14 protein-coding genes are annotated in these 22,439 nt (G+C 74.0%); all 14 read right to left on the reverse strand.

Going from position 1 to position 22,439, the window contains the following annotated elements:
* Positions 1-74: 74 nt before the first annotated feature.
* The 14 genes from OHA58_RS10365 to OHA58_RS10430 all read right to left on the reverse strand — a co-directional run bounded on the left by OHA58_RS10365 (position 75) and on the right by OHA58_RS10430 (position 22,199).
* Entirely contained in the window at positions 75-875 is an 801-nt protein-coding gene (locus OHA58_RS10365; RefSeq protein ID WP_405478446.1) for a 4'-phosphopantetheinyl transferase, read from the reverse strand.
* Positions 872-2,449, reverse strand: a complete 1,578-nt coding sequence (locus tag OHA58_RS10370) for a condensation domain-containing protein (RefSeq protein ID WP_405478447.1) — start codon at positions 2,447-2,449, stop codon at positions 872-874. The genes OHA58_RS10365 and OHA58_RS10370 overlap by 4 nt, the downstream gene beginning before the upstream one ends.
* Positions 2,450-2,517: 68 nt before the next feature.
* Positions 2,518-3,834: an ATP-grasp domain-containing protein gene (locus tag OHA58_RS10375; protein ID WP_405478448.1), complete on the reverse strand. Its 1,317-nt coding sequence runs from the start codon at positions 3,832-3,834 to the stop codon at positions 2,518-2,520.
* Positions 3,834-4,637 carry a thioesterase II family protein gene (locus OHA58_RS10380; RefSeq protein WP_405478449.1) on the reverse strand — a complete coding sequence of 268 codons (804 nt, stop codon included), beginning with the start codon at positions 4,635-4,637 and terminating at the stop codon, positions 3,834-3,836. The genes OHA58_RS10375 and OHA58_RS10380 overlap by 1 nt, the downstream gene beginning before the upstream one ends.
* Positions 4,638-4,769: 132 nt before the next feature.
* A complete protein-coding gene (locus OHA58_RS10385) occupies positions 4,770-6,626 on the reverse strand; it encodes a non-ribosomal peptide synthetase (protein WP_405478450.1) in 1,857 nt (618 codons plus the stop codon).
* A complete protein-coding gene (locus OHA58_RS10390) occupies positions 6,623-6,928 on the reverse strand; it encodes an acyl carrier protein (RefSeq protein ID WP_405478451.1) in 306 nt (101 codons plus the stop codon). Before OHA58_RS10390 ends, OHA58_RS10385 begins: the two co-directional genes overlap by 4 nt.
* 8 nt (positions 6,929-6,936) lie before the next feature.
* Positions 6,937-8,829 (reverse strand): HAD-IIIC family phosphatase, encoded by a 1,893-nt coding sequence (locus OHA58_RS10395; RefSeq protein WP_405478452.1) that lies wholly within the window; start codon positions 8,827-8,829, stop codon positions 6,937-6,939.
* An 88-nt stretch (positions 8,830-8,917) separates the two neighbouring features.
* A complete protein-coding gene (locus OHA58_RS10400) occupies positions 8,918-9,934 on the reverse strand; it encodes a 3-oxoacyl-ACP synthase III family protein (RefSeq protein WP_405478453.1) in 1,017 nt (338 codons plus the stop codon).
* A gap of 101 nt (positions 9,935-10,035) precedes the next feature.
* Positions 10,036-11,526, reverse strand: coding sequence for a M28 family peptidase (locus OHA58_RS10405; RefSeq protein ID WP_405478454.1), 1,491 nt, complete (start codon positions 11,524-11,526; stop codon positions 10,036-10,038).
* Positions 11,527-11,600: 74 nt separating this feature from the next.
* On the reverse strand, positions 11,601-17,090 hold the full coding sequence (locus OHA58_RS10410; protein WP_405478455.1) for a condensation domain-containing protein: 5,490 nt from the start codon (positions 17,088-17,090) through the stop codon (positions 11,601-11,603).
* Positions 17,091-17,137: 47 nt separating this feature from the next.
* Positions 17,138-18,373: an MFS transporter gene (locus tag OHA58_RS10415; RefSeq protein ID WP_405478456.1), complete on the reverse strand. Its 1,236-nt coding sequence runs from the start codon at positions 18,371-18,373 to the stop codon at positions 17,138-17,140.
* Positions 18,357-19,121: a thioesterase II family protein gene (locus OHA58_RS10420; RefSeq protein WP_405478457.1), complete on the reverse strand. Its 765-nt coding sequence runs from the start codon at positions 19,119-19,121 to the stop codon at positions 18,357-18,359. The genes OHA58_RS10415 and OHA58_RS10420 overlap by 17 nt, the downstream gene beginning before the upstream one ends.
* 64 nt (positions 19,122-19,185) lie before the next feature.
* Positions 19,186-20,430 carry a cytochrome P450 gene (locus OHA58_RS10425; RefSeq protein WP_405478458.1) on the reverse strand — a complete coding sequence of 415 codons (1,245 nt, stop codon included), beginning with the start codon at positions 20,428-20,430 and terminating at the stop codon, positions 19,186-19,188.
* Positions 20,427-22,199 carry an amino acid adenylation domain-containing protein gene (locus OHA58_RS10430; protein ID WP_405478459.1) on the reverse strand — a complete coding sequence of 591 codons (1,773 nt, stop codon included), beginning with the start codon at positions 22,197-22,199 and terminating at the stop codon, positions 20,427-20,429. Before OHA58_RS10430 ends, OHA58_RS10425 begins: the two co-directional genes overlap by 4 nt.
* Positions 22,200-22,439: the final 240 nt, after the last annotated feature.

Below are 22,439 nucleotides of genomic sequence, written 5' to 3' on the forward strand. Positions count from 1 at the left end.
TTCAGCTCGTACACAGAGTCGAAACCCCGTGTCTGCAGGGAGTCTTCAATGCGCCTGTGACCAGCCGCCAGCCCTCACCGTGAAAGGTTGCGCAACCGTGATGAGGCGACAGGCGTGCAGTATGCGGACGTGGGAACCGGCTGAGCGGACAATTCGCTCCCGTCGACCCCCTCGGCGACGGGTCCGGAATGTGACGCCGTGACCGATGTGGCGAGAATGCCCCGCGCGATGCACCAACTGCCCGTGAAACAGGGTGTAATGGCGCTTTGTCCCGGAAGCGGCGACCGGGGCGGGACGGGCACCCGGACGCGGACGTCGAAGGCCGCGTCCCGGGGGCGGAAGCGGAGCCGGGCGTCCGTGAAGTCGAGCCAGCTCCCCATGAGGGGGAACCACGCCTTGAACACACTCTCCTTGGCGGAGAAGAGGAGGGTGTCCCAGTGGATCCGGGGATGCGTGCGCGCGAGACGGGCCAGCGCCGCGCGCTCGACCGGGTCGGCGACCAGATCGAGGACGCCCGCCGGCAGCGGCTCGTGCGGTTCCGCGTCGATACCGAGGGAGAGCAGGCGCGTACGGGACGCGACGGCGGCCGCGCGGTAGCCGGGGCAGTGGGTCATGCTCCCCACCACCCCGCCCGGCCAGCGCGGCGCCCGGTCCGCGCCCGGCACCAGCGGCAGCGGGCGGATCCCGAGGGCGCCGAGGGCGCGTCGGGCGCAGTGGCGCACCTCGCCGAACTCCCGGCGCCGCGACGCGGCCGCGCCCGCGACGTACGCGCGCTCCTCGGGAAACAGGACCGCGCCCGCCGCCTCCCCGAACGCGCCCGCCACCGCGACGAAGGCGGGCAGAACACCCCGGACGGGCCCGTCGTCCCAGGTCATGACCAGGGCAGTCGCGCGGCCGCCTCCTCGTCGGTGACCAGGGCGTGGATCGCGGCGAGCAGGCCCTCGACGAGCCGGCCCGGCAGCTCCTCGCCGAAGCGGTGCACGTCCGCGGTGACGTGCAGGCTCAGTCCGCCGCCCTCGGGGTCGTCGAGCGCCTCGATCCGCACGGGCAGGCTCGTGTGGTCGCGCATGTCCTCGTCGGCGGCCAGGAGGCCGGCGGCGAGGAGTTCGTCGCGCGGGTGGAAGTGGACGTAGTTGAAGGTCACTTCGAACGGGTTGCGGCCGAGCAGCCGGCGCAGCTCCGAGTGCGGGAAGCGGCGGTGCGGCAGCAGGGCGTTCTCCGCGTCGAGGGCACGGCGGGCCGCGGTCCGCCAGTCGGCGTCCCGCAGGTCGAGGCGCATGGGCAGCTGGTTGAGGAACAGACCGAGGGTGACGTCCGCGCCCGTGCGCTCGGGCCGCCCGTTGAGGAGGAGGCCGACGGCCGGGGTCTCGGTCTCCCAGGCGGCGCCCACCGCCACGCAGTTGGCGGCGAGCAGCAGGCTCTTGACGGGCAGTCCCCAGCGCGCGGACATCTCACCGAGGCGGCGGGCGTCCTCGGCGGGCACGTCGGCGCTCGCCTTGCGGTGCTCGGGCTCCGCCGACGACGCCTCCCGCTGCGGCGGCAGCTCCGCCTGGAGGTCACGGAAGTGCCGCACGGACTGCTCGTCGCGCAGCGCCTCGCGCTCCAGGCGCACGAACTCCGCGTAGGGGACGGGGTCGGCGAACTCGGGCCGGGTGCCGTCGAGGAGGGCCGCGTAGGCGACGACCAGCTCATTGAAGAAAACCGACTCGCTCCAGCCGTCCAGGATCGCGTGGTGGAAGGAGTAGGAGAGCCGGAAGGAGCCGGACCCCGACCCCGTTGTGGCCGCGTGGACGCGCAGCAGCGGAGCGCTCTCAGCGTCGTAGGGCTCGGCGAGCTCCGCCATCACCTTCTCGTACGCCTCCGTGGCCGCCGCCCCGGTCAGGTCCCCGTGGTCCGCGGTGACCAGCGGGATCGGCGCCTCCTTCTGCACGAGCTGCATCGGCTCGCTGAAGATGCCCAGGTCGAAGCGGGTACGCAGGAGGGGGTGGCGGGCGGACAGCAGGTCGAGGGCCGCGCGCAGGACCGCCGGGTCGAGGGGGCGCAGGACCGTGCGGGAGATGACGTCGAGGTAGAAGGCGCCGTCGCTCACCAGGCTCTCGTAGATCAGGCCGAGCTGGAGCCTGGCCGCCGGGTAGGCGTCCTCGGCGTCGGCGGGCACCCGGGCCCGGTCCAGGACGGAGAGCTGGTCGAGGGCGCCGTGGGCCGGGCGGTCCGTGGCCCGGGTCAGGGACCGGCACGCGCCGCGCGGCGTCGGGTTCTTGAACAGGTCGAGGAGGGAGAGGGACAGGCCCTGCTCCTGGGCGGCGCCGATGACCTTCAGGGCCAGGAGCGAGTCCCCGCCGAGGGAGAAGAAGTCGTCGTCGGGACCGACCTCGCCGACGCCGAGGATCTCCTTCCAGATGTCCGCGAGCAGGGCCTCGGGCGCCACGGCCGTCGTGCTGTCGTTCACGGGTTTCTCCATTCGCTGTGCTGTCCGTGCGCGGAGGGCGGCGCCGGGACGGGGACGGGGGGGCGAGGTCACAGGGCGCCCAGTTCCGCGCCGGTGACCTCGGTGGTCGTGAGGCGGGTGGTCGTGAGGCGGGCGTCCGGGGTGTCGTCGTCGTCTTCGAACGCGAAGCGGTACCGCAGCGTCGACTCGATGTCCTTGGCGAGCACCGTGAGTTCGGCCAGGTCGCGGGCCTGACCCATCACGATGTCGAGTTCCAGGGTCTGCACCCCGCCGGGGAAGCGGGTGCCGGGCCTGGCGTAGGGGCGGTGCAGGGTGACGCCCGGAATCCGCTTGACCTCGTCGGTGCCCTCGATGGCGAGGAGGGTGCCGGGGCGGCGGGGTGCCGGGTGGAAGAGCTGGAAGCAGGCGCGGCCGGCGTAGAGGGCGGGCAGCGGCGGGTGCTCGCCGAGGGCGGTGCGGCCGGCGAGTTCGATGAGGTCGAGGCCCTGGGAGCGGACGGACAGCTCGTTGATGCCGCCGCCGAGCCGGCCGTTGACCTCGATGAGCCGGGGCCCGTCGGGGGTCAGTTTGATCTCGGTGTGGGTGAGGCCCGTGCGGATCCCGAGCGCCTCGACGGAGCGCCGCGCCAGGTCCCGCGCCTGCTCCTCCTCGGCCGGTTCGAGGGGCGAGGGCCAGAAGCGGCCGGTCTCCCGGAAGGGCGGCACCATGGGGAACTTGCCGGTCACGGCGATGTCGATGACGGTGCCTTCGCGTACGACGCTCTCGATGGACACGTAGTCGCCGAACGCGCCCGTGTCCCGGCCCGGCAGATACTCCTCGAGGACCAGGGTGCCGCCGGCGACGAGTCCGGGCCGGTCCTCGGCGAGGAGGGTGCGGGCGAGCGCGAGGCCCGCCCCGGCGTCCTCCACGAAGAACGTGTTGCGGCTGCCGCCGCCGTGCGCGGGCTTGAGGACGGCGGGCAGGCCCGTCTCGGCGACCGCGTCCGCCCAGTCCTCGACGGTGTCGATCCGGCGGCACCGCACCGCGTCGACCCCGGCGGCCCGCAGCGCGTCCCGCTGCTGCCACTTGTCGGTCAGCAGGCCGACGGTGCGCCGGTCGTGGAACGGCAGCCCGAGCGCCTCGGCCAGCTCGCCCGTGTATGCCAGCGCCCGCTCGCTGTACGTGACGATGCCCTCGGGCTCGTACGCCCGCACCTTCGCGGCGGCCTGTGCCGGGGACCCGGCCGTCACGACGGGCCCGAACCCGGCGAGCAGGGGCTCCATGGCCCGGGTGTGGTCGTCGGGGGCGGTGACGAAGACGCAGCGGGCCCAGTCGGCGAGGCCGACGGCGATGTCGCCGGGGTGGGCCGCGCCGTCCGCGTACACCACGATGAGGGTCTTGCGCATCATGCCTCCTGTCCGTGGCGCGGGCCGGCCGCCGGTACCCGGTCGGCGGCGGGGCGCAGGCAGTCCCTGACCGTCCGGCAGAAGTCGGCGGTGCGGTCCCGGTAGTAGAAGTGGCCGCCGGGCAGCAGCCGGCCGGTGAACGCGCCGGTCGTCCACGCCTGCCAGGCGTCCAGGTAGGCGCGGGCGACCCACGGGTCGTCCGCTCCCCCGGTGGCGAGCAGCGGGCACGCCACCGGCCTGCGGGGGCCGGGGGCGTAGCGGGCCAGCAGGAGGTAATCGGCGCGCAGGACCGGGATCATGAGGTCGACGATGTCGGCGAGCGCGCTCTCGCCGATGTCGGCGTTGCCGCCGGTGGCCAGCTCCGTCAGCCAGTCGTCCCGGGTCATGGCGAGCACGGCGGCCGGGTCGAGGCGCTGGAGGTCCGGGGGCCTGGCCGCCGAGACGGCGAGGAGTTCGAGGTCGCGGCCCGCGGCCTCCAGGCGGTGCGCGATCTCGTACGAGAGGACGGCGCCCAGGCTGTGGCCGACCAGGACGAGGGGCCCCTCCGTGCGGGCGTCGATCTCGCGGGCGGCCTGGGCGGCGAGTTCCGTGAGGAGTTCGGCGGGCGGCTCGCCGGCCCTGGGGCCGCGGCCGGGGTACTGGAGGGCGAGCGCGCTCTCGCCCTCGGCCAGGAGCCCGGGCAGCCATTCCGCGAGGGCGTAGGCGCTGCCGCCGCCGAAGGGCGCGAGGACGAACGTCCGTGCCGGGGACGGCGAGTGTTCACCGAACTGCCAGAGGAGCGGGGTGAGTTGGCGGCGTTTCATGTCGCCTCGCCCGGGGTGCGGCGCGGCGGCCGGAGGGAGTGGGATCCCTCATCGTTGACCACGACGGCGTGGGTCATGGGGCGGTCACCCTTCCTGGGGTGGTGGCGGTGGCAGTGGCGGTGGCGGTGGCGGTCACAGCTCGACGACGGCCGCCGGTGCGGGCGTCTTGTCCGTCGCGCCGGTGCCGTCGAGTTCCGCGGCGAGCGCCGCGATCGTCGCGTGCGCGTAGAGCTGTGCGATGACGAGCTTCGGGTGGTGCTTGCGCAGGCGCGCGAAGACGGTCAGCGCCTTGAACGAGTCGCCGCCGATCTCCAGGAACCGCTCGTTGCGGCCGAGCGCGTCGCGGCCGAGGGCCTGCGCCCAGATGTCCGCGATCAGCTGCTCGGTGCCGGGGCGCGGCGGCTCTGCGGGCGCGCCGCCCGCAAGGGTGCGGGCGGCGGCTTCCACGGCGGCCCGCAGCGCGGCGAAGTCGGCCTTGCCGTTGAGGTTCACGGGGATGGCGGGCACCACGTGGAGCCGGCTGGGGACGAGCGCGGCGGACAGGGTGGCGCGCAGCTCCCGGGTCAGCTCCCTCGGGTCCGCCTCGCCCACGAGATAGGCGACGAGCTCCAACGGGGCCTCGGGTGCGGGCCGTTCACCCGTGACGACGGCCTGCCGGACGCCGGGCAGCGCGAGCAGCGCGCTCTCCACCTCGCCGGGCTCGACGCGGTTGCCCCTGACCTTGAGCTGCCGGTCGGCGCGCCCCAGGTAGTCGAGGACGCCGCCGGGCTCCCTGACGACGAGGTCGTCGGTGCAGTAGAAGACTCCCCCCTCCGGCCCGTCCAGCGCCACGAACTTGGCCGCGGTGAGCTCGGGCTCGCCCAGGTACCCGGCGGCCGCGCAGGCACCGCCGAGGTACAGGATCCCCGGGGTGCCGTCGGGCACGGGGCGGCCGTCCTCGCCGAGCACCCGGGCGCGGACCCCGGCGAGCGGGGTACCCACGGGGACGCGGGCCCGCCCGCCGTCGGCGAGGTCGACGCGGTGCGTGGTGGCGAGGATGGTGGCCTCGGAGGGCCCGTAGCCGTTGTGGACCTCCAGGTCGGGCCGTACGCGCAGGACCGCTTCCGCGAGCCGGGGCGGGAACGCCTCCCCCGCGACCACGAGCACCCGCTCGGGCAGCAGCGCCGCGAGGTCCCCCTCGGCGCCGAGGGCCTCCAGCTGCGACGGCGTGTAGGTGAGGCAGTCCGCGGGGTGCGCCTTGAGGTCGGCGGCGAGCGCGGCCGGGTCGAGCGTGGTGTCGCGCGGGTACACGTCGAGGCGGGCGCCGGACAGGAGCGCCCCGTACACCGACACCTTGCCGAGGTCGGCGGCGAACGTCGTGGCGAGGCCGAAGCTGTCGAGGGCCTCGGGGGTGACCCGCTCCCAGAACGCGTCGCAGTAGTTCAGGAGGGCGCTGTGCTGGACGACGACCGCCTTCGGTGTGCCGGTCGAGCCCGAGGTGCACACCAGGTAGGCGACGTCGGCGGGGTCCAGGTCCGGGCCGATCTCGTACGGGGCGCCCTGCGCCGCGTCGGGGACGGTGCGGGAGGGACGCCCGTACGGGTCCCTGGCGCGTGGCGCGTTGCGTTCGTCGGTGAGGACGGCGCGGGCCCCGGTCGTCGCGAGGAGCGTGGCGACGCGCGGGTCCGGGTCGGCGGCCTCCAGGTGGACGTAGGCGGCGCCGACGGCCCAGGCGCCGAGGACGGCGGCCATGCAGCGGGGCGAGCGGTCCATGAGCGTGGCCACGACGTCGCCCCGTCCGACGCCCTGTTCCCGCAGCCAGCGGGCCACGCCGCCCGCCGACCGGGCCAACTCCTCGTAGGTGTACGTCACATCGCCCTGGCGGAGCGCGGGGCGCGCGCCGCAGCGGGCGGCGATGTCGAGGAACCGGTGGGCCGCCGTGCCGGACGGTGTACGCGGTGCGGTCTCGGGCGCCATGGTGCGTTCCTCCCTGAGCAGGTCTGCGGTCATGACCGGCCTCCCGTGGGGCCGGTCGCGATCATCCGGGCGAGGCCGTCCACGGTCTCGGTGGCGAGGTAGGCGCGCAGGTTCAGCCGCACCCCGAACGCGTCCTCGACGGCGGTGAGCAGGCGCAGGGCGGCGAGGCTGCTCCAGTTGTCCAGCTCGTCGAACCGGGAGGCGCCGGTGAGGGTGCCGGCGGGGGCGTCGGTGACGGCCGAGATGACTTCCACCAGTTCGTCTGTGCGAGGGGCGGTGGCCGTGTCGGTGGCGGTGGTGTCGGTGGCGGTGGCGCCGGTGGTCGGGTCGGTCATCGCGTGCGTCATCCTTCGGTGGGGACGGGGCGTTCGTCGCGTACGGAGATCCACGCGGGGGCGAGCGCCGGGGCGGGTTCGAGGGGGAGTACGTGCCGGACCGTGCCGTCGGCCGCGGGCGCGTCCCGCGGGGTGAATCCGGCGTCGGCGAGGAAGCGGGCGGCGGGTCCGTTGCGCCCGCTGTCGCGGAAGTCGGCCTCGATACGGGTGGCTCCGGCGGCGCGGGCCGCGTCGGCGACGGCGGCCAGGACCGCGAACTCGATGCCGCGGGAGAAGACCCGGCAGCTCATCACCGCGTTCTGGACGATCCAGTGGTCAGGGTGCCGGGCGATCCAGAGCGCGCCGACGACCCCCTCGTCGCCGAACCGGTCGCGGACCGCGAAGCCGAGCACCTCGTGGTCGTCGGACCCGGCCATGCGCCGCGTCTCGGCCTCGGCGTGTGCGCTTCCCGTGAGGTTGAACTGGTTGGTGCGAACGCCCAGTTGGATGACCCGCGGCAGCAGATAGGCGTCGGCCGCACGGACCGTGACCTCCAGGCCGAGGCCCTCCAGATAGTCGGCCGGCGAGGCCTGGCCCTGGCGTTCGGTCCACTCCCGGCGCTCCACCCTGGCGCGGTAGAGGTCGGTGCGCCGCGCGTCGGTGACGGTGGTGTCGAGGACGTCGAAGTACCCGCCGGACAGGAGGGTGTTGACGTGCTGCGCGGGGTCACCGGCCGCCCGGACGACCTCGACCTGGGGCAGCGTGCTGCGCACGAGGTTGCATTCGAAGGGCGAGTCGTCGAGGAAGACCATGCTGTCGAGGCCGATGTTGAGCTCGTCGGCGATGGCCCTGATGCTGCCGTCCTTGGCGTCCCAGTTCGCGTGTACGGAGACGAAGTCTTCGCGGCGCAGGACGAGTTCGGGGTGTTCGGCGAGAACGCGCGTCACGAGGCCGGGGTCGTTCTTGCTGGCGACCGCGAGCAGGACGCCCTGGCGGCGCAGGGCGAGGGCGGTGCGCTGGAGCGCCGCGTAGGCGTTGCCGGGGTACATCGGTCCGATCTCGATGTTCTCCGGCCCGTCGTCGCCGAGCACCCCGCCCCACAGGGTGTTGTCGAGGTCGAGGACCAGGCACTTCCTGCCGAGCCCGGCCAGCGCGCGCCCGTATCCGGCGGCCTCCTGGGCGTACAGCCGCTCCACGGCCGGGGCCCACGCCATGCTCGCGAAGCGGAAGAGCCGTTCGTCGCGCAGGGGTGAGGGGCAGTCGGCGAGCAGGGTCTCCAGGTCGAGCGCGTCGACGGACGCGGTGCGCTCGGCGAGGTCGAGGAGGCGCAGGTTCAGCTCGCGCCACAGCCTGCCGATCCCGGCCCGGGACCGGTGGGAGGTGACCGTGCGCGGCCAGGCGGACGGGAGCGGGACGGTGTGCAGGAGGACGCTGCCGGTGGTCCGTCCGGCGAAGGAGGCGACGGCGGCGGTGTACCGCTCCGCGCGCTCGTCGGCGGCGGCCGCGAGGCCCGCGAGGTCCGTGGGGTCCCAGTCCCGCGGCAGGAAGACGTCCTCGTGGGCGAGGCAGAGCGTGAGGTCGGGGGCGAAGTCGTCGAGCGGCGAGCCGGGGCGGCCCAGGGCCATCAACTGCTGGTCGGGCGCCGTGAGATGGAACTCGGGGGCGATGCCGGCGGCGAGCAGGCCGACACGCAGCAGCGGCAGCGCGTTGTCAGCCGTGAACGAGGGGACGACGGCGACGCGCAGGGGGCGCGGGGTGCGGCCCGGCGGCGTCACGAGCCGGGGGTCGAGCGCGGCGAGGTGCCGTCCCGCCTCTCGTACGAGGGTGACGTCCTGGCTGCGGGCCAGCTCGGCGAGGAGGGCGGGGTCAGGTGCCGCTTCGGGTCCGGCGAGGCGCCGCACCCGCTGGAGCAGGTCGTCCACAGCCAGCGTTCCTTCCGGGTCGGTGATCTGCGTCGGTGTTCTACGTCGGTGATCTACGTCGGTGGTCCAGGTCGGTGATCCGTGTCGGTCAGACGCGCAGCAGGGTGCAGGTCCAGTGCATGCCGCTGCCCATGCTCAGGAGGGCCACCGTGTCGCCGGTGACGAGCTCTCCGGCGGCAAGGAGGCGGTCCAGACTGAGGAGTTGGTCGGCGGGGCCGAAGTGGCCGAGCTCCATGGCGACATCGGCGTTGGTGCGGTCGAGGGGGACGCCGAGTTCCTTGGCGAGTTCCTCGAAGGCCTTGCGGTTGTCGTGCAGGTAGAGGACGCGTTCGACGGACCCGACGGGCGTCCCGGTGCGTGCGCAGACCCGTTCGAGGACCTCGCGGTTGCGCGTGTTCACGAGGGTGGCGAACTCGTACGTGGCCCTGCCGTCCCCCTCGAAGAAGGTGTCCATCCGGTCGACGACGCTCGCCACGGCCGGGATCGCGGGGCTCTCGGGCGTGAAGGGACGGGCCGCCCCCCCGGTCTCCATGCGCATGAAGTCGGCGTAGCGGCCGTCGGTGAGGGTCTCGGTGGCGAGCCATGCGCACGCGTCGTGCCCGCGGCGCAGCACGACGGCCGCCGCGCCGTCCGAGGTCAGGGAGGTACCGCTGCCGGTGCGGTCCCAGTACGGCTCCGCCACCCGGCTCGCGGCGACGACGAGGGCCGTGCGGTGGTCTGGATGGGTGGCGAACCGGCCGGCCACCGTGTCGAACGCGGTGACCCCGCCGCCGCAGGCCTGGCTCAGGAGCACGGCCTCCGCGCGGTGCGCCCCGAGCCGCCCCTGGAGGGCCGCGGCGGGGTCCCAGTACAGGTACTCGGCGATGTCGGGGATGGCGAGGACGACCAGGTCGACCTCGTCGGCGGCGACGCCGGCCCGGCGCAGCGCGGCAGCCGCGGCGCGGGCCGCCAGGTCGGTGAGCCCCACGCCGTCGTCGGCGCGGTGGAAGCGGCGGTAGCCCCACGCCGTGAGCTTGCGGGCGTCGGCGCCCTCGTGGGCCACCAGCTCGTCCACGGTGACCGGGGCGCCCAGCGCGTGGCCCGAGGCCACGATCCCAAATGACATCCGTCGTTCCTCCCGGGAGGCGGACCGGGGCCTGTCCGAAGACTCTGCTCGGGCGGCCCCGGTCCGGTGTGCGCGGTGAACTGCTGCTCGTACGGCGGGTGTTACTGCTGTGACGCCGCCGCGCCGTTGATGTCCGAGGTGTCGACGGCGAACCGGCCGACGGCCCAGGCCATCGAGCGGCCGTTCTGGTCGAAGATCGTCTTGTTGACGTGGTCGAGCGTGTCGCAGGCCTGGTGGTAGCAGGGGTCGAGCATCTGCCCGGCCGTGCCGCCGAACAGGTCGGCCCACTCCTGCGACTTCACGGTGTCCGCGCCGGCGTTGACGCCGCCCGCGGGTATGCCGGCCGTGATGAACGGCGAGTGGTCGGAGCGGCCGTCCAGGATCAGCGGCACGGTCGGCAGGTGACGGTCCGCGAAGTAGCCGTTGACGAGCTTGGAGATCTGCTCCGAGCCGGCCGGGGCGGGTCCGGTCGCGGTCTGGCCGTTGTAGACCTGGCGGGCGAAGTTCGGCGAAGCGATCATCTCCAGGTTCAGGTACAGCGCGGTCTGCTTGCGCTGCTCGGGCGTGAGCTGGTCGACGTAGAACTGCGAGCCGGACAGGCCCTTCTCCTCCGCGGACCACCAGGCGAACCGCACCCGGTTCTTGACCTGGTTACGGTGCGGGGCGAGCTTGAGCGCGGTCTCCAGGACCATCGCGGCGGCGGCCCCGTTGTCGTTCGCGCCCGCAGTGGTGTCCACGGTGTCGAGGTGCGCGCCCATGACCACGGTGTTGTCGGCCCGGCCGGTCGGGGTGTCGGCCAGCAGGTTGTACGTCTTGGTCATCTTGTTGTTGCCGCGCAGGTCGAGGCGGAGCGAGACGGGCCCCTTGGCGGCGTCGGCGCGCAGTGCCTCGGACTCGGCCCGCGACAGGGTGCCGGTGGGGATCCGGGCGTCGGTCGGCGGGACCATGCGGTAGCGCAGATTGAGGTCGGGGTTGGGCGAGTTGACGTTCATGAGCATCGCCGAGGCGCCCAGCTCGTTGAGGACGAGCTGCTTCTGCGTGATGAAGCAGTCGGTGCCCACGTCGACCAGGACGATCTTGCCCTTGACGTCGGTGCCCGCGTAGTCGTCGACGCTGCAGCCGGTGCTCTTGCCGGACGGCTGCGCGAGGTCGGCGGTCAGGCCGCCGTCCGGCGTGGACACGGAGAACCGGGCGATCGTCGGGTGCAGGGTCCTTGCCTCGGGCGCCACGACGGAGCCCTGCTCGGACAGGATGTCGTAGTCGAGGAACTCGAACTCCTGCCTCTTGACCTGGTATCCGGCCTTGGTGAGCTCACTCGTGATGTACGCGGCGCTCGCGTCGTAGCCCGGGGTTCCGGAGACGCGGGTGCCGCCGTTGTCGAGGGTCGCCTTGTTGATCGCCTCGAGGTGGCGGAAGGCGCCGGGCCCGGTGACCTCGTCGGCCATCACCTTGGCGAGGGCGTTCGCGGGCATGCTGTCGGCGTCCGCCGCGTGCGCGGGGCCGTTCACTCCGAGGGGGAGCAGGGCCGCGCCGAGGGCGAGGGCGGCCAGGGGCCTGAGCCGGAAGAGTCTCTTCCGGGGGGTCGCGGTCATGGGATCGCTACTCCTAGCTGGTGGTGGGGAAGTTCCTGTACGGGCCTGATCCCGTACCGGACGGATGAGGGCGGTCAGGTGCCGAGGGCCGCGCCGAACGCGTCCGCCAGGTCCTGGATCCGCGCGGCGGTGAACAACTCGCCGCTGAAGCGCCAGCGCACGGTCAGGCGGCCGTCGGCGAGGCTGGGGTAGACCTCGACGGGGCAGGGCCGTTCCATGTCGAACGGCCGGTCCCTTCCGACGAGTTCGGTGCGTACGCCGGTGAGGACGCCGTCCTCGTCGCCGGCCTGTCCGGCGTCCAGGAAGGCCGGGCGGCCCCAGAAGGAGAAGAGCACCCCGGGCACCCCGATGGCGCCGAGCGCGCGCCGCGCTCCCGGGTCCGGGTGGTGGTGGCGCAGCGCCTCGAAGCCGAAGCCGGCCCGTGGCACGGACCGCAGCTCCTGTGCGACGTACGCGGTGTGGTCGGCGGCGGCTCGGCGCCCGGGCAGGGCGAGCGCGAAGGGATAGGTCGTGTTGAAGTAGCCCACGGTGCGGCCGAGGTCGACTCCGGCGTCCGCGCCGGCCGGTGCTCCCTCGGGGAACAGGTCCTCCCGCCCGTGCGCGACGAGCTGCACGGCGACCTCTCCGCCGCGTACGCCCAGCCAGTCCTGGAAGGCGGCGCCGAGCGCGGCGAGCAGACGTTCGTACAGGGTGACGCCCTGGCCCGCGGTGTCCGGCACGGGAAGGTCGGTGACCAGCTCCTGGGTGTTGCCCTCGACGCCGCGCGGGCCCGGTGGGACGGTCGCCCGCTGCGTGCCCTCGCCCCAGGTGCGGTCCAGCCAGTACGAGCCGTCGAAGTCGTCGGGCCGGTCGGCGACGTGGCGGGCCAGGCGGCGCGCCCAGTGGAAGTAGGAGGGCCCCGCCGGGGCGAGCGCCCGGTCGTCGCCGTCGCGCAGGAGCGCCGACAGTTCCTCGGTGAGGATGTTCCACGAGTAGAGGTCGACCACGACGTGGTGGACGACGAGGACGAGTTCGTCGGGCAGCCCGGCCGGGAGGCGGAACAGGCCCGCCCGGCAGACGGGTCCCTCCCGCAGGTCGAGGGACTCGTGCAGTTCGGTGGCGCGCGCGTCGACGGTCTCGGCGATGCGTCCGGCGTCCGCGCCGCGCAGGTCGAACTCGGTCACGGGCGGGGCCTCGGGCCCGGCCGACTGGCGCCACAGGCCCTCGTCCTCGCGCAGTCTGGCGCGCAGCACCGGGTGCCGCAGCGCGAGCGTCCGCAGGGCGCGCCCCACTTCGGCCGCGTCCAGGGGGCGGCGGGCGCGGTAGAGCACACCGTGGTTCCAGTGGTCGGGCCTGGCGGCGCCCCGCGCGAGGAACTCCAGCTGCGGCGGCGTGAGTTCGGTGAGTTCGGCGGGATCGGTCTCGTCCGGGGCGTCGGCTGCGGTGTCGGCGGCCACGATGTCCGGAAGTCCGGGAGCGGGCTCGGCCCGCGTCGTGCGGGCCGCGACCGCTTCGACCGTACGCAGCTCCAGGACGGCCCGCGGCCGCAGGGCAAGGCCACGGCGTCCGGCCTCCGAGGCGATCGCGATGGCGGTGATCGAGTCGCCGCCGAGGTCGAAGAAGTCGTCGGTGACCCCGACCCGGTCCCGCTTGAGGAACTGGGCCCAGAGCGCGGCGAGTTCACGTTCTACGGGGCTACGAGGAGCCACGTGTCCGCCGCTCGCGTCAGCGGCGGGCGCCGTGGAGTCGGTGGCCGCCGCGGAACGCGGCGTGGGCGCGGCGCCCAGCAGGTCCGCCGTCCGTGCGCCCGTCCCGCGTCCGGCGACAGCCTCCAGCAGCGACCGGTAGGCGTCGAGCCAGCCCTCGATCGTCGTTGCGCGGAAGCGGTCGGGCGTGTACTGGACACCGGCCCGCATCTCCTCGCCGTATTCGAGGACGGCGACGCTCACGGGGAAGGCCGGGGCGCCCTGGCCCACGTCGAGGAGTTCGACGGCCGGCCCGTCGGGCCCGAGGCGCCGCAGTGGCGCGACACCGCTGTTGAAGCCGAACATCGTGGCGGCGAGCGGCTCGGCCGAGCCGGGACGCGCGGTGCGGCGGATGCGGTCGGTGGGCAGGTCCTGGTGGGCGAGCGTGGCCAGCGAGGCGTCGCGCACCGCGGCGAGCAGCGCGGAGAAGGGCTCGTCGGGCCGCACCCGCACGCGCAGCACCAGGGTGTTGGCGTAGTTGCCGACCACGGGTTCGTCCACCGGCGCGCGCCCCGCCGCCGGCACGGCCACCGTCACGTCCGTCTCTCCGGTGATGCGCCACAGCAGGGCCGCCCAGGCCGCGAGGAACACCATGTTGGACGTGGCGCGTTCGCGCCGGGCGAGCTCGCGCAGCCGCTCGGCGAGCCGGGGCGCGACGGGCAGTTCGCGGACGGCGGCGCCGGGGGCGGTCGGGTCCGCCGGGTCCTCAGGCAGCGGCGCGGGGCGGGAGCCGCTGAGATAGCCGGACCAGAACGCCTCCAGAGTGCGCCCGGTCTCCTGTCCGAGGCGTTCGCGCTGTTCGGTCACGTAGTCGAGGTAGTGGCGGCCGGGCTCGGGGGCCTCCGGGGCCGTACCGGCCAGGTCCTCGAACAGGAGCCGCCACGACCAGCCGTCCACGAAGAGGTGGTGGTACGTGAGCAGCAGGACGTGCCGCTCGCCGTCGGCGAAGCGCGCGCGGATCAGCTGGTGGCGGGCCGCGGGCCGGCCGTACGGCGAGAGGGGTGCCGCGACGAGGGCGCGCAGCCGTTCGAGCAGGGCGCCTTCACCGCTGGACAGGGTGTGGTCCGAGAGGTCCGACTCGACGTGTTCCAGGACGACTTCGGCGCCGTCGGCCGGCGCGACGCACTGCACGGGACCGTCCGGCGTGTCCCGCAGAAAGGCCCGCAGCATCGGGTGCCGGCGCACCAGCGTGGTGAGCCGGGCCGCGAGCGCCCGGGGGTCGGGCTCGCCGTCGAGGAGCAGCGCGGCCGGCACGTTGTACGCGCCCGACTCGGGGTCGAGCTGCTGCGCGGCCCAGATGGCGGTCTGCTGCCCGCACAGGGGGCCTTCGCGCACATCGCCGCCCCCGGCTCCCCGTGCCGTGCCTTCTTCCTGTTCGTCGTCCGGCCTGGGTGTCGCCGCCTGCGGGGCGGCCCCGGCCACGGCGTCCGCGAGGGAGCGCAGGTCGGGCAGGTCGAACAGGTCGAGGACCTCGAAGTCGGTGCCGAAGTGCTCGTTGATCCTGGCCACGAGCTGGGTGCCGTTCAGCGAGTTCCCGCCCGCGTCGAAGAAGTCGTCGTCCTCGCCGAGCCCCGGCTCCTTGAGAACGTCCCGGGCGAAGCCGAGCACGACGTCCGTGACGCTGCCGCCGGGAGCGGGTTCGTCCGTCTCCGGCTCGGGCGCGTCCGGCTCGGCCGGGGCCGCTGTCGTCGTCGGCCAGCAGTGCTCCTCCGCGAGGGCCGCCACCGGCAGCGGTATTCGCCGCACGGGCGGGCGGCCGAGGAAGGCCCGCCAGTCCACGGTGTGCCCGTGGGCGAACGCCAGGGCCAGGGCCTGTACGGGGGTGGTGGCGACGGCCGTGACGGGCTGTGCGGCAAGGAGCCCGGACAGGGCGCTGCCGGGCGCCAGATCGACGATCAGGGGGTGCCCGGCGAGCCCGGACAGGGCGCCGCGCAGGGCCTCAGGGTTGGGCGGCGCGGGCTCGTCGGGCGGAGTGCTCAGGGCGGTCAGGGCGGTGGCGAGGTCCGTCTCCTCCCGCAGTACGCGGGCCGCGTGGGCGCCGACGCCGTGGGCGAGTACCAGGGCGGGCGCGAGACCGGCCCGCGCGAGCATCGCGTGCCCGCCGACCAGCCGCACCAGCGTGCGCTGCGCCGCGTTCCACTCGCCCGCGGGCAGCGCCCGCCCGGCCTCCTCGTGGACGTCGGCGAACGCGGGGTGTCCGGCGGCGCAGGCACGCAGGTCCGCGACCGTGGTGGCGACCGTGTCGCCGAGTGCCACGACGAGGGGCGGCGTCGTGCCGGGCACGGGCGCCTGGGCGGGCCCGTGAAGTACGGCGTCCAGATGGCCGAGGAGCTCGGTGGTGTCGCGCGCCGTCCAGGCGTGCCGCAGCGGGAAGTGTTCGCGCGCCGCAGTGAGGACCTCGCCGGCCGCGGCCAGGTCGAAGCCGGTGAGGTCGGCGGCGATCAGGTCACGCAGCCGGCGCACCTGGCGGTCGAGGCCCGACAGGTCGCGCGCGGAGAGCACGAAGGGGCGCTCGACATTCGTGTACGGGGGTGGCGGCGGGGCGGCCGGCCCCTCCTCGACGACCATGTGCGCGTTGGTGCCGCTGAGACCGAAGCTGCTGATGCCCGCGCGGCGGGGGCCACGGCCGGTGGGCCACGGCTCGGCGCCGGCGGCGATGCGCAGGGTGTCCTCGGGCAGGGCGAGCAGCGGGTTCGCCTCGCGGAAGTGCGCGGTGGGGAAGATCTCGCCGGCCCTGAACTGGGCGATGACGCGCATCAGTCCGGCGAACGAAGCCATGGAGCCGAGGTGCCCGAGGTTGCCCTTGACCGAGGACACGGGCCGTACGCCGGTGGCGTCCCGCCCTGCGGCGAACGCGCCGGCGAGGCCCTGGATCTCGATGGGGTCGCCGATCTTCGTGGCCGTGCCGTGCGCCTCGACGTAGCCGATGGTCGCCGGGTCGACGCCCGCGTCCTGCCAGGCGGCGCTGATGACCTCGCTCTGCGCGGCGGGGCTGGGGGCGGTGAGGCCGGTGCTGCGTCCGGCGTCCTGGTTGACGGCGCTGCCGCGGACGACCGCGCAGATGGTGTCGCCGTCGCGCACAGCGTCCTCGTACCGCTTGACCAGGACGAATCCGCCGCCCTCCCCGTAGGTCGTGCCGTCGGCCGCGCTGTCGAAGGGACGGCAGCGGTCGTCCGCCGACAGGACGCCGAGGCCGTCCGTGCCGGTGGTGCGGCGCGGCAGCGGGCCGAGGACGAGTTCGAAGCCGCCGACGAGGGCGAGGTCGCACTCGCCGCGCGCCAGCTTCCAGCGGGCCTCGTGCAGCGCGACGAGGAAGGACGAGCAGGAGGTGTCGATGACCTCGGCGGGGCCGCGCAGGTCGAGGTGGTAGGCGACCCGGCCCGCCGCGTACGCGTGCAGACTGCCCGTCATCGCGGGCCCGGCACCCTGCTGCCCGGCGGGCAGGAGGTTGTACAGGCTCGGATGCGGGGCGCCGTAGCCGGCCACGAGGACCGCCGTGTCGCTGCCCGCCAGCTCGTCGGGCGTGTATCCGGCCTCTCCGAGTGCGCGCACGGCGAGTTGGAGCATGCGGCGCTGGCGCGGGTCGGTCAGCTCGGCGTCGGCCTTGGAGATGCCGAAGTAGCGGTGGTCGAAGCCGGTGACGTCGTCGATCCAGCCGCCTTCGCGGTCGCTCGCGGTGCGCACGACGCCGGTGGACTCCGCGCGCTTGTGCGGGAGCCCGCGCATCGCGCTGCGGCCCTCGCGCAGCAGCGCGGTCAGCGTGTCCCAGTCGGCGCACTGGGGGAATTCGAAAGCCGCGCCGACGACGGCGAGCGCCGCTCCCTCTTCGATCGTGCCCATGGGTCCTGCCCCCTGTGAGTGTGGAAGGTCGAGCGGTCCGGACGGATTCAGGCGACGCGCACGTCGGGCTCGGCGCGGTTCGTGATGGCGCGGGCGTCGGGCAGCGCGAGGCACGCCAGGTTGGCCACGGCGACGAGTGCCGCGGTGACGAGGAGCGGCGCGGCGGACCCGGTGAGGGCGGCGACCGGCGCGGCGACGGCGAGCCCGAGCGGTCTGGCCGCGAAGGACAGCAGGGCGTCGTACGAGTCGGCCCTGGCCAGCGCGTGCGGCGGGAAGTGGCGCTGCATGGTGGTCTGCCACAGCGTGTTGAGGACACCGATGCCGAGCATGGCGATCCCGTAGGCGAGCGCGTTCACCCACACGGCCAGCGGCACCGCGAACGTGATCATCGGGAGGGCGAACAGCGCGCCGCACACCGAGGTGACGACCAGGGGGCGCGTGGCCTTCAGGCGCGGGGCGACGAACGCGCCCGCCAGCATGCCGGCCATACCCGCCTGGTAGACGACGACCCAGGAGATCTCTCCGCCGAGCCGCTCGATGGCGATGAGCGGTCCGAGCGTCATGAGCACCCCGGCCGCGAGGTTGGAGACCCCGTGCCCGACGAGGTTGGTCCAGAACCAGGGGCGGCTGCGCACCTCCTGCCAGCCCTCCGCGAGTTCCCTGAAGAACGTCGGGGTGTGCGCCTTCGCCTCCCTGGGCTCGGTCCGCAGGCCGCCCAGGGTGACGGCGCCGACGCCGAAGACCATCGCGGTGAACACGAAGGCCCAGCCCGCGCCGACGGCGACGACCAGGACACCCGCGATGCCGGGCCCCGCCACGAGGGCGAAGCCGCGGGCCACGCCGAGGTGGGCGTTGGCACGCAGCCGTGCCTCCTGCGGAACGGTGGCGGCGACCAGCGGGGACATGGTCGGCGTACCGAAGGCGATGGCGGCGCCGGTGACGGCGGAGAGCACCGAGAGGTCGCCGATCCGCACAACACCGAGCAACAGCTCGGCACCGATGGCGAGTTGGGCGATGCCGCGCACCAGGTCGGCGGCGAACGCCACCCGCTGGGCGGGGAAGCGGTCGGCGAGCACGCCGCCGACGGGCAGCAGCACGAGCTGGGGCACGAGTTCGGCGGCCAGCACGATCCCCAGGTCCCCGGCGCTGCCCGTCGCCCTGATCACCGCGAGGGTGAGCGCCGTCGGCACGAGCGCCGTGGCCAGGAAGGACAGGGTGCGCCCGACGAGGAGGCGCCGGAAGCCGGGCACGCGGAACACGTCCACGTCATGCTGTGAACGCATCGGCCAGCCGTTCCATCAGAGCGTCGGGGGCCTTCAGGAAGTCGTAGTGCCCGCCGTCGAGTACGGGAAAGGCGACGCCGTCGGCGTACGCGTCCCAGCCCTTGAGCTCGTCGTGGGTGACCTCGGGGTCGTCGGACCAGTGCAGGACGGTGATGCCGAACGGCACCCGTACGGGCCGCTCCATCGCGTACACCCGGTTCGCGCCGAGGTCCTCGCGCAGCACGGCGAGGCCGAGCTCGATGAGCGCGGGGTGGGCGGTGCCGCCGCGGGAGACGGCGAGGAACTCCAGCTCGGCCTTCAGTTCGTCGTCCGTCATGTCGAGGAAGCGGTCGTGCGGGCAGTCGTGCGGCGCGACCTGCGCCGACACGAACACCGTCTCGGGCAGGGGCAGTTCACGCGCCGCGAGCAGCCGCGCCGTCTCGAACGCCGGCAGCGATCCCGCGCAGTGCCCGAAGAACGCGAAGGGCCGGTCGAGGTAGGGCGTCAGAGCCTCGACGAGGTGCCCGGCGAGCTCCTCGTACGTGCCGTAGTGCGGCTCGCGCATCCGGTTCTCGCGGCCGGGCAGCTGGACCGCGCACACCTCGACGGCGTCGGCGGCGCCGAAGCGGGCGGGCCACGCGTTGAACATGGACGCGCCGACCCCGGAGTAGGGGAAGCAGAAGACGCGGGCCGTCGCGTCGTCCGAGGGCTTCCGCAGGAGCCAGGGCGTGGTGGCCCTGACGCCGGTGGACACAGGATTCGCAGACATACTTCACCTATCTCGGTGTGTCTCGAGTGCTTCGGGGGGGCTTCCGTTGGGCGCCGGGCGGAGGTCAGCGCGGCGCGGTCACGACGGGAAGGCTGGTCATCCCGGCGATGAAGACCGACTTCAGGTGCTGCGGCGGCCCGGCCACTTCGACGGACCGGAACCCGGCGAGGAACTCCTCGAAGAGGATCCGGAAGGTGACGCGGGCGAGCGTGGCGCCCAGGCAGTAGTGCGGGCCGTGCCCGAAGGCGATGTGCCGGTTGTCGGCGCGCAGCACGTCGAACCGGTACGGGTCGGTGAACACGCTCTCGTCACGGTTGGCCGAGCCGATCCACACGGCGACGGCCTCGCCCGCGGGCACTCGTCCCCCGCTGAGTTCGGTGTCCTCGACCGCGTACCGCAGGAAGCTGCTCGCGGGGGACGTCCAGCGCAGCCCCTCCTCCACCAGGCCGGGGATCAGCGCGGCGTCGTCGGCGACCTTGCGCAGCTGGTCCTCGTGCTCGGAGAGGGCGAGCAGCGTGCCCGAGACGGTGTGCGGTGTCGTGGCGTTGGCCCCCAGGAGGAGGCTGTAGCAGTTGTAGATGACCTCCGCGTCGCTCAGCTTCGCGCCGCCGGCGTCCATGGTCATCAGATGGCCGACGAGGTTCTCGCCCGGCCCTTCGGAGCGACGTGTGCGCAGCGTCTGCGCGAAGTACTCGAAAAGCTGGTGGTGCGCGATGGCCAGCGTCGCTGCCCCGCTGGTACCGACGCGGAAGGTCTCGTCGTCCGGCGCCGCCGCCATCGCGGTCCACCGCACCAGGTCGTCCCAGTCGGACTCCGGTACGCCCATCAGCGCGCCGGCCACGGTCATCGGCAGGTCGTAGGCGCGCCGCGCCACGTCCCAGACGCCGCCGTCGCGCGCGGGGGCGAGGAAGTGGGTGACGGCCTGCCGGATCCTGCCCTCCCAGTCGGCGAGCGCGCGGGCGGTGAGCTTCCCGTTGAGGGGACGGCGCAGTTCGCCGTGGCGCGGCGGGTCGGTGGAGACCAGCATCTGGCCGGCGGAGGTGTCGTCGTGGCCGAGCTGGGTGAGGATGCTGCCGCGTTCGGAGGTGAAGGCACGGTGGTCGCCCAGGACGCGACAGGCGTCCGCGTAACGGGTGACCGAGGTGAACGCGCGCCCGTCGGGCAGCACTTGGCGGTGCAGCGGCGCGTCGGACCGCATGCGCGCCCACACGGCATGGAGGTCGCCGTCCGCGTGGAACCCGGGGTCGAAGAGATCGGCCTTCGCGAGGTCCGCGGCCGGGACGGGAACGCATCCGGCGGTGATCCTCACGCGGCGTCCCGCGCCTTCTCGACGGCCGCGGCGAGGCCCGCCGGGGTCGGGTCGAGGTAGAAGGCGACCGGGGATATCTCCACGCCGTACTCGCGCTGGAGGTCCGCGGTGATGCGGACGCCGATCAGGGAGTGGCCGCCGAGTTCGAAGAAGTCGTCGTCGGCGCCGACGCCGTCGATGCCGAGGCGGTCGCTCCACAGGCGGGCGACGGCCGTCTCGGTCCCGGGCGCCGGTTCCCGGTACGCCGCCGCGAGTTCGGGCCTGCCGGGCGACCGCTCGGCGGTGAGCGCGGCGCGGTCGACCTTCCCGTTCGCCGTCAGGGGCAGCGCGTCGACGATCCTGACCCGGGACGGGATCGTGTACTCCGGCAGCACGTCGGCGAGGCGCCTGCGCAGGTCGAGGGTGGAGAGCTCGTCGCCGGGACGGCCCGTGACGAACGCGACGAGGCTCTTGCCGCCGGCCGGCTGCGGCTGGGCCACGACGGCCGCCTCGGCCACACCGGGCAGGGCCGCGAGGGCGGACTCCACCTCGCCGGGTTCGATGCGGAAGCCGCGGATCTTCACCTGCTGGTCGGCGCGCCCGTGGTACTCGAGGACGCCGTCGGGGCGCCTGCGCACCAGGTCGCCGGTGCGGTACATCCGGGCGCCCGGCCGGGTCGCGTACGGGTCGGGCAGGAAGCGCTCGGCGGTCAGCTCCGGACTGCCGAGGTAGCCGTGGGCCAGTCCCTCGCCCGTCGCGAAGAGCTCGCCGGTCTCCCCGTCGGGGACGGGGCGCAGGTCCGCGTCGAGCACGTGGACGCCGGTGCCGCGGATCGGCCGGCCGATCGGCACGGCTCCCGTCACGGGCCCGGTGATGACGTGGCAGCAGGTGAAGGTGGTGTTCTCGGTGGGGCCGTAGCCGTTGACAAGTGTGGTGCCGGGCAGCGCGGCGACGGCGCGGTTCACGTGCGGCGGCGACAGGACGTCCCCGCCGGCGAGGAGGACGCGCAACCCGCGCAGGTCGTCCAGGCCGGACTCGACGACCTGCTGGAAGAGACCGGCGGTCAGCCACAGCACGGTCGTGCCCGAGTGCCGTACCAGCTTGGTGAGTTCGCTGACGGACAGGTCGCGGTCGGGGGCGAGGTCCAGGCGCGCGCCGTTGAGGAGCGGCGCCCAGATCTCCAGGGTGGACGCGTCGAAGGCCATCGGCGCGTACTGCAGGAACACGTCGTCCGCGGTGGTGACGAGGAAGTCGGCGCCGAGCACGAGGCGCGACACGGCGCGGTGCGGGACACAGACGCCCTTCGGCGCGCCGGTCGATCCCGAGGTGTAGGCGAGGTACGCGGAGTCGGCGGGGGTCACGCCGGGGTCGGCGGGCGCCCGCGTGGGCAGCTCCGCTTCGAGCGGCAGGGCCGTGCACCCGGGAGGCAACTCCCCTGATGCGCCGGGCGCGGTGAGGACGAACCGGGCGCCCGCGTCCTCGAGGATCAGCCGGCGCCGCTCCGGCGGATAGCGGCGTTCGAGCGCGAGATAGGCGGCGCCCGCCTTGAGGATGCCGAGCAGGCCCACGACGGCGGCGACGGAGCGCCCGGCGTCCAGGGCGACGACGTCGCCGACGGCCACCCCGAGGTCCTGGAGGTGCCGGGCGAGACGGTCGGAGCGGTCGTCCAGTTCGCCGTAGGTCAGTTCGCCGTCGTCACCGCGGACCGCGGTCCTGTCGGGCGTCCGGCGGGCCTGCCGGGCGAAGGTCGCCCCGATCGGCAGGGAGTGCGAAGGGTACGGCGCGTCCACGGACCAGCCTCCATGCCCGGGGGTCGCCCGGACCTCGTCGGATGACGGCACCTGGGTCGGCGCCGGGGAGTTCGAGGATCTGTCGGCCGACGCTGCTCCGGCCGCCGTCACGCATCATCACCATGAGCCCTACTGGTCCGCTGCTGCCGCGGACTCGGTCGGCCGTCGCCGCCGGGGACATTGCCGGTGGCGAAGCGATAGCTGAGTGATAGCGGGGTCACCTACGATCCACGGGCTGGG

The sequence above is a fragment of the Streptomyces sp. NBC_00009 genome (genome assembly GCF_045040855.1).
Classification (GTDB): Bacteria; Actinomycetota; Actinomycetes; order Streptomycetales; family Streptomycetaceae; genus Streptomyces; species Streptomyces aureus.

Coding starts and splice junctions, on each gene's coding strand:
- OHA58_RS10420 (WP_405478457.1), bottom strand. CDS start 19,121: ATGTCTGCGAATCCTGTGTCCACCGGCGTCAGGGCCACCACGCCCTGG.
- OHA58_RS10375 (WP_405478448.1), bottom strand. CDS start 3,834: ATGCGCAAGACCCTCATCGTGGTGTACGCGGACGGCGCGGCCCACCCC.
- OHA58_RS10415 (WP_405478456.1), bottom strand. CDS start 18,373: ATGCGTTCACAGCATGACGTGGACGTGTTCCGCGTGCCCGGCTTCCGG.
- OHA58_RS10405 (WP_405478454.1), bottom strand. CDS start 11,526: ATGACCGCGACCCCCCGGAAGAGACTCTTCCGGCTCAGGCCCCTGGCC.
- OHA58_RS10390 (WP_405478451.1), bottom strand. CDS start 6,928: ATGACCGACCCGACCACCGGCGCCACCGCCACCGACACCACCGCCACC.
- OHA58_RS10385 (WP_405478450.1), bottom strand. CDS start 6,626: ATGACCGCAGACCTGCTCAGGGAGGAACGCACCATGGCGCCCGAGACC.
- OHA58_RS10410 (WP_405478455.1), bottom strand. CDS start 17,090: ATGGGCACGATCGAAGAGGGAGCGGCGCTCGCCGTCGTCGGCGCGGCT.
- OHA58_RS10380 (WP_405478449.1), bottom strand. CDS start 4,637: ATGAAACGCCGCCAACTCACCCCGCTCCTCTGGCAGTTCGGTGAACAC.
- OHA58_RS10400 (WP_405478453.1), bottom strand. CDS start 9,934: ATGTCATTTGGGATCGTGGCCTCGGGCCACGCGCTGGGCGCCCCGGTC.
- OHA58_RS10365 (WP_405478446.1), bottom strand. CDS start 875: ATGACCTGGGACGACGGGCCCGTCCGGGGTGTTCTGCCCGCCTTCGTC.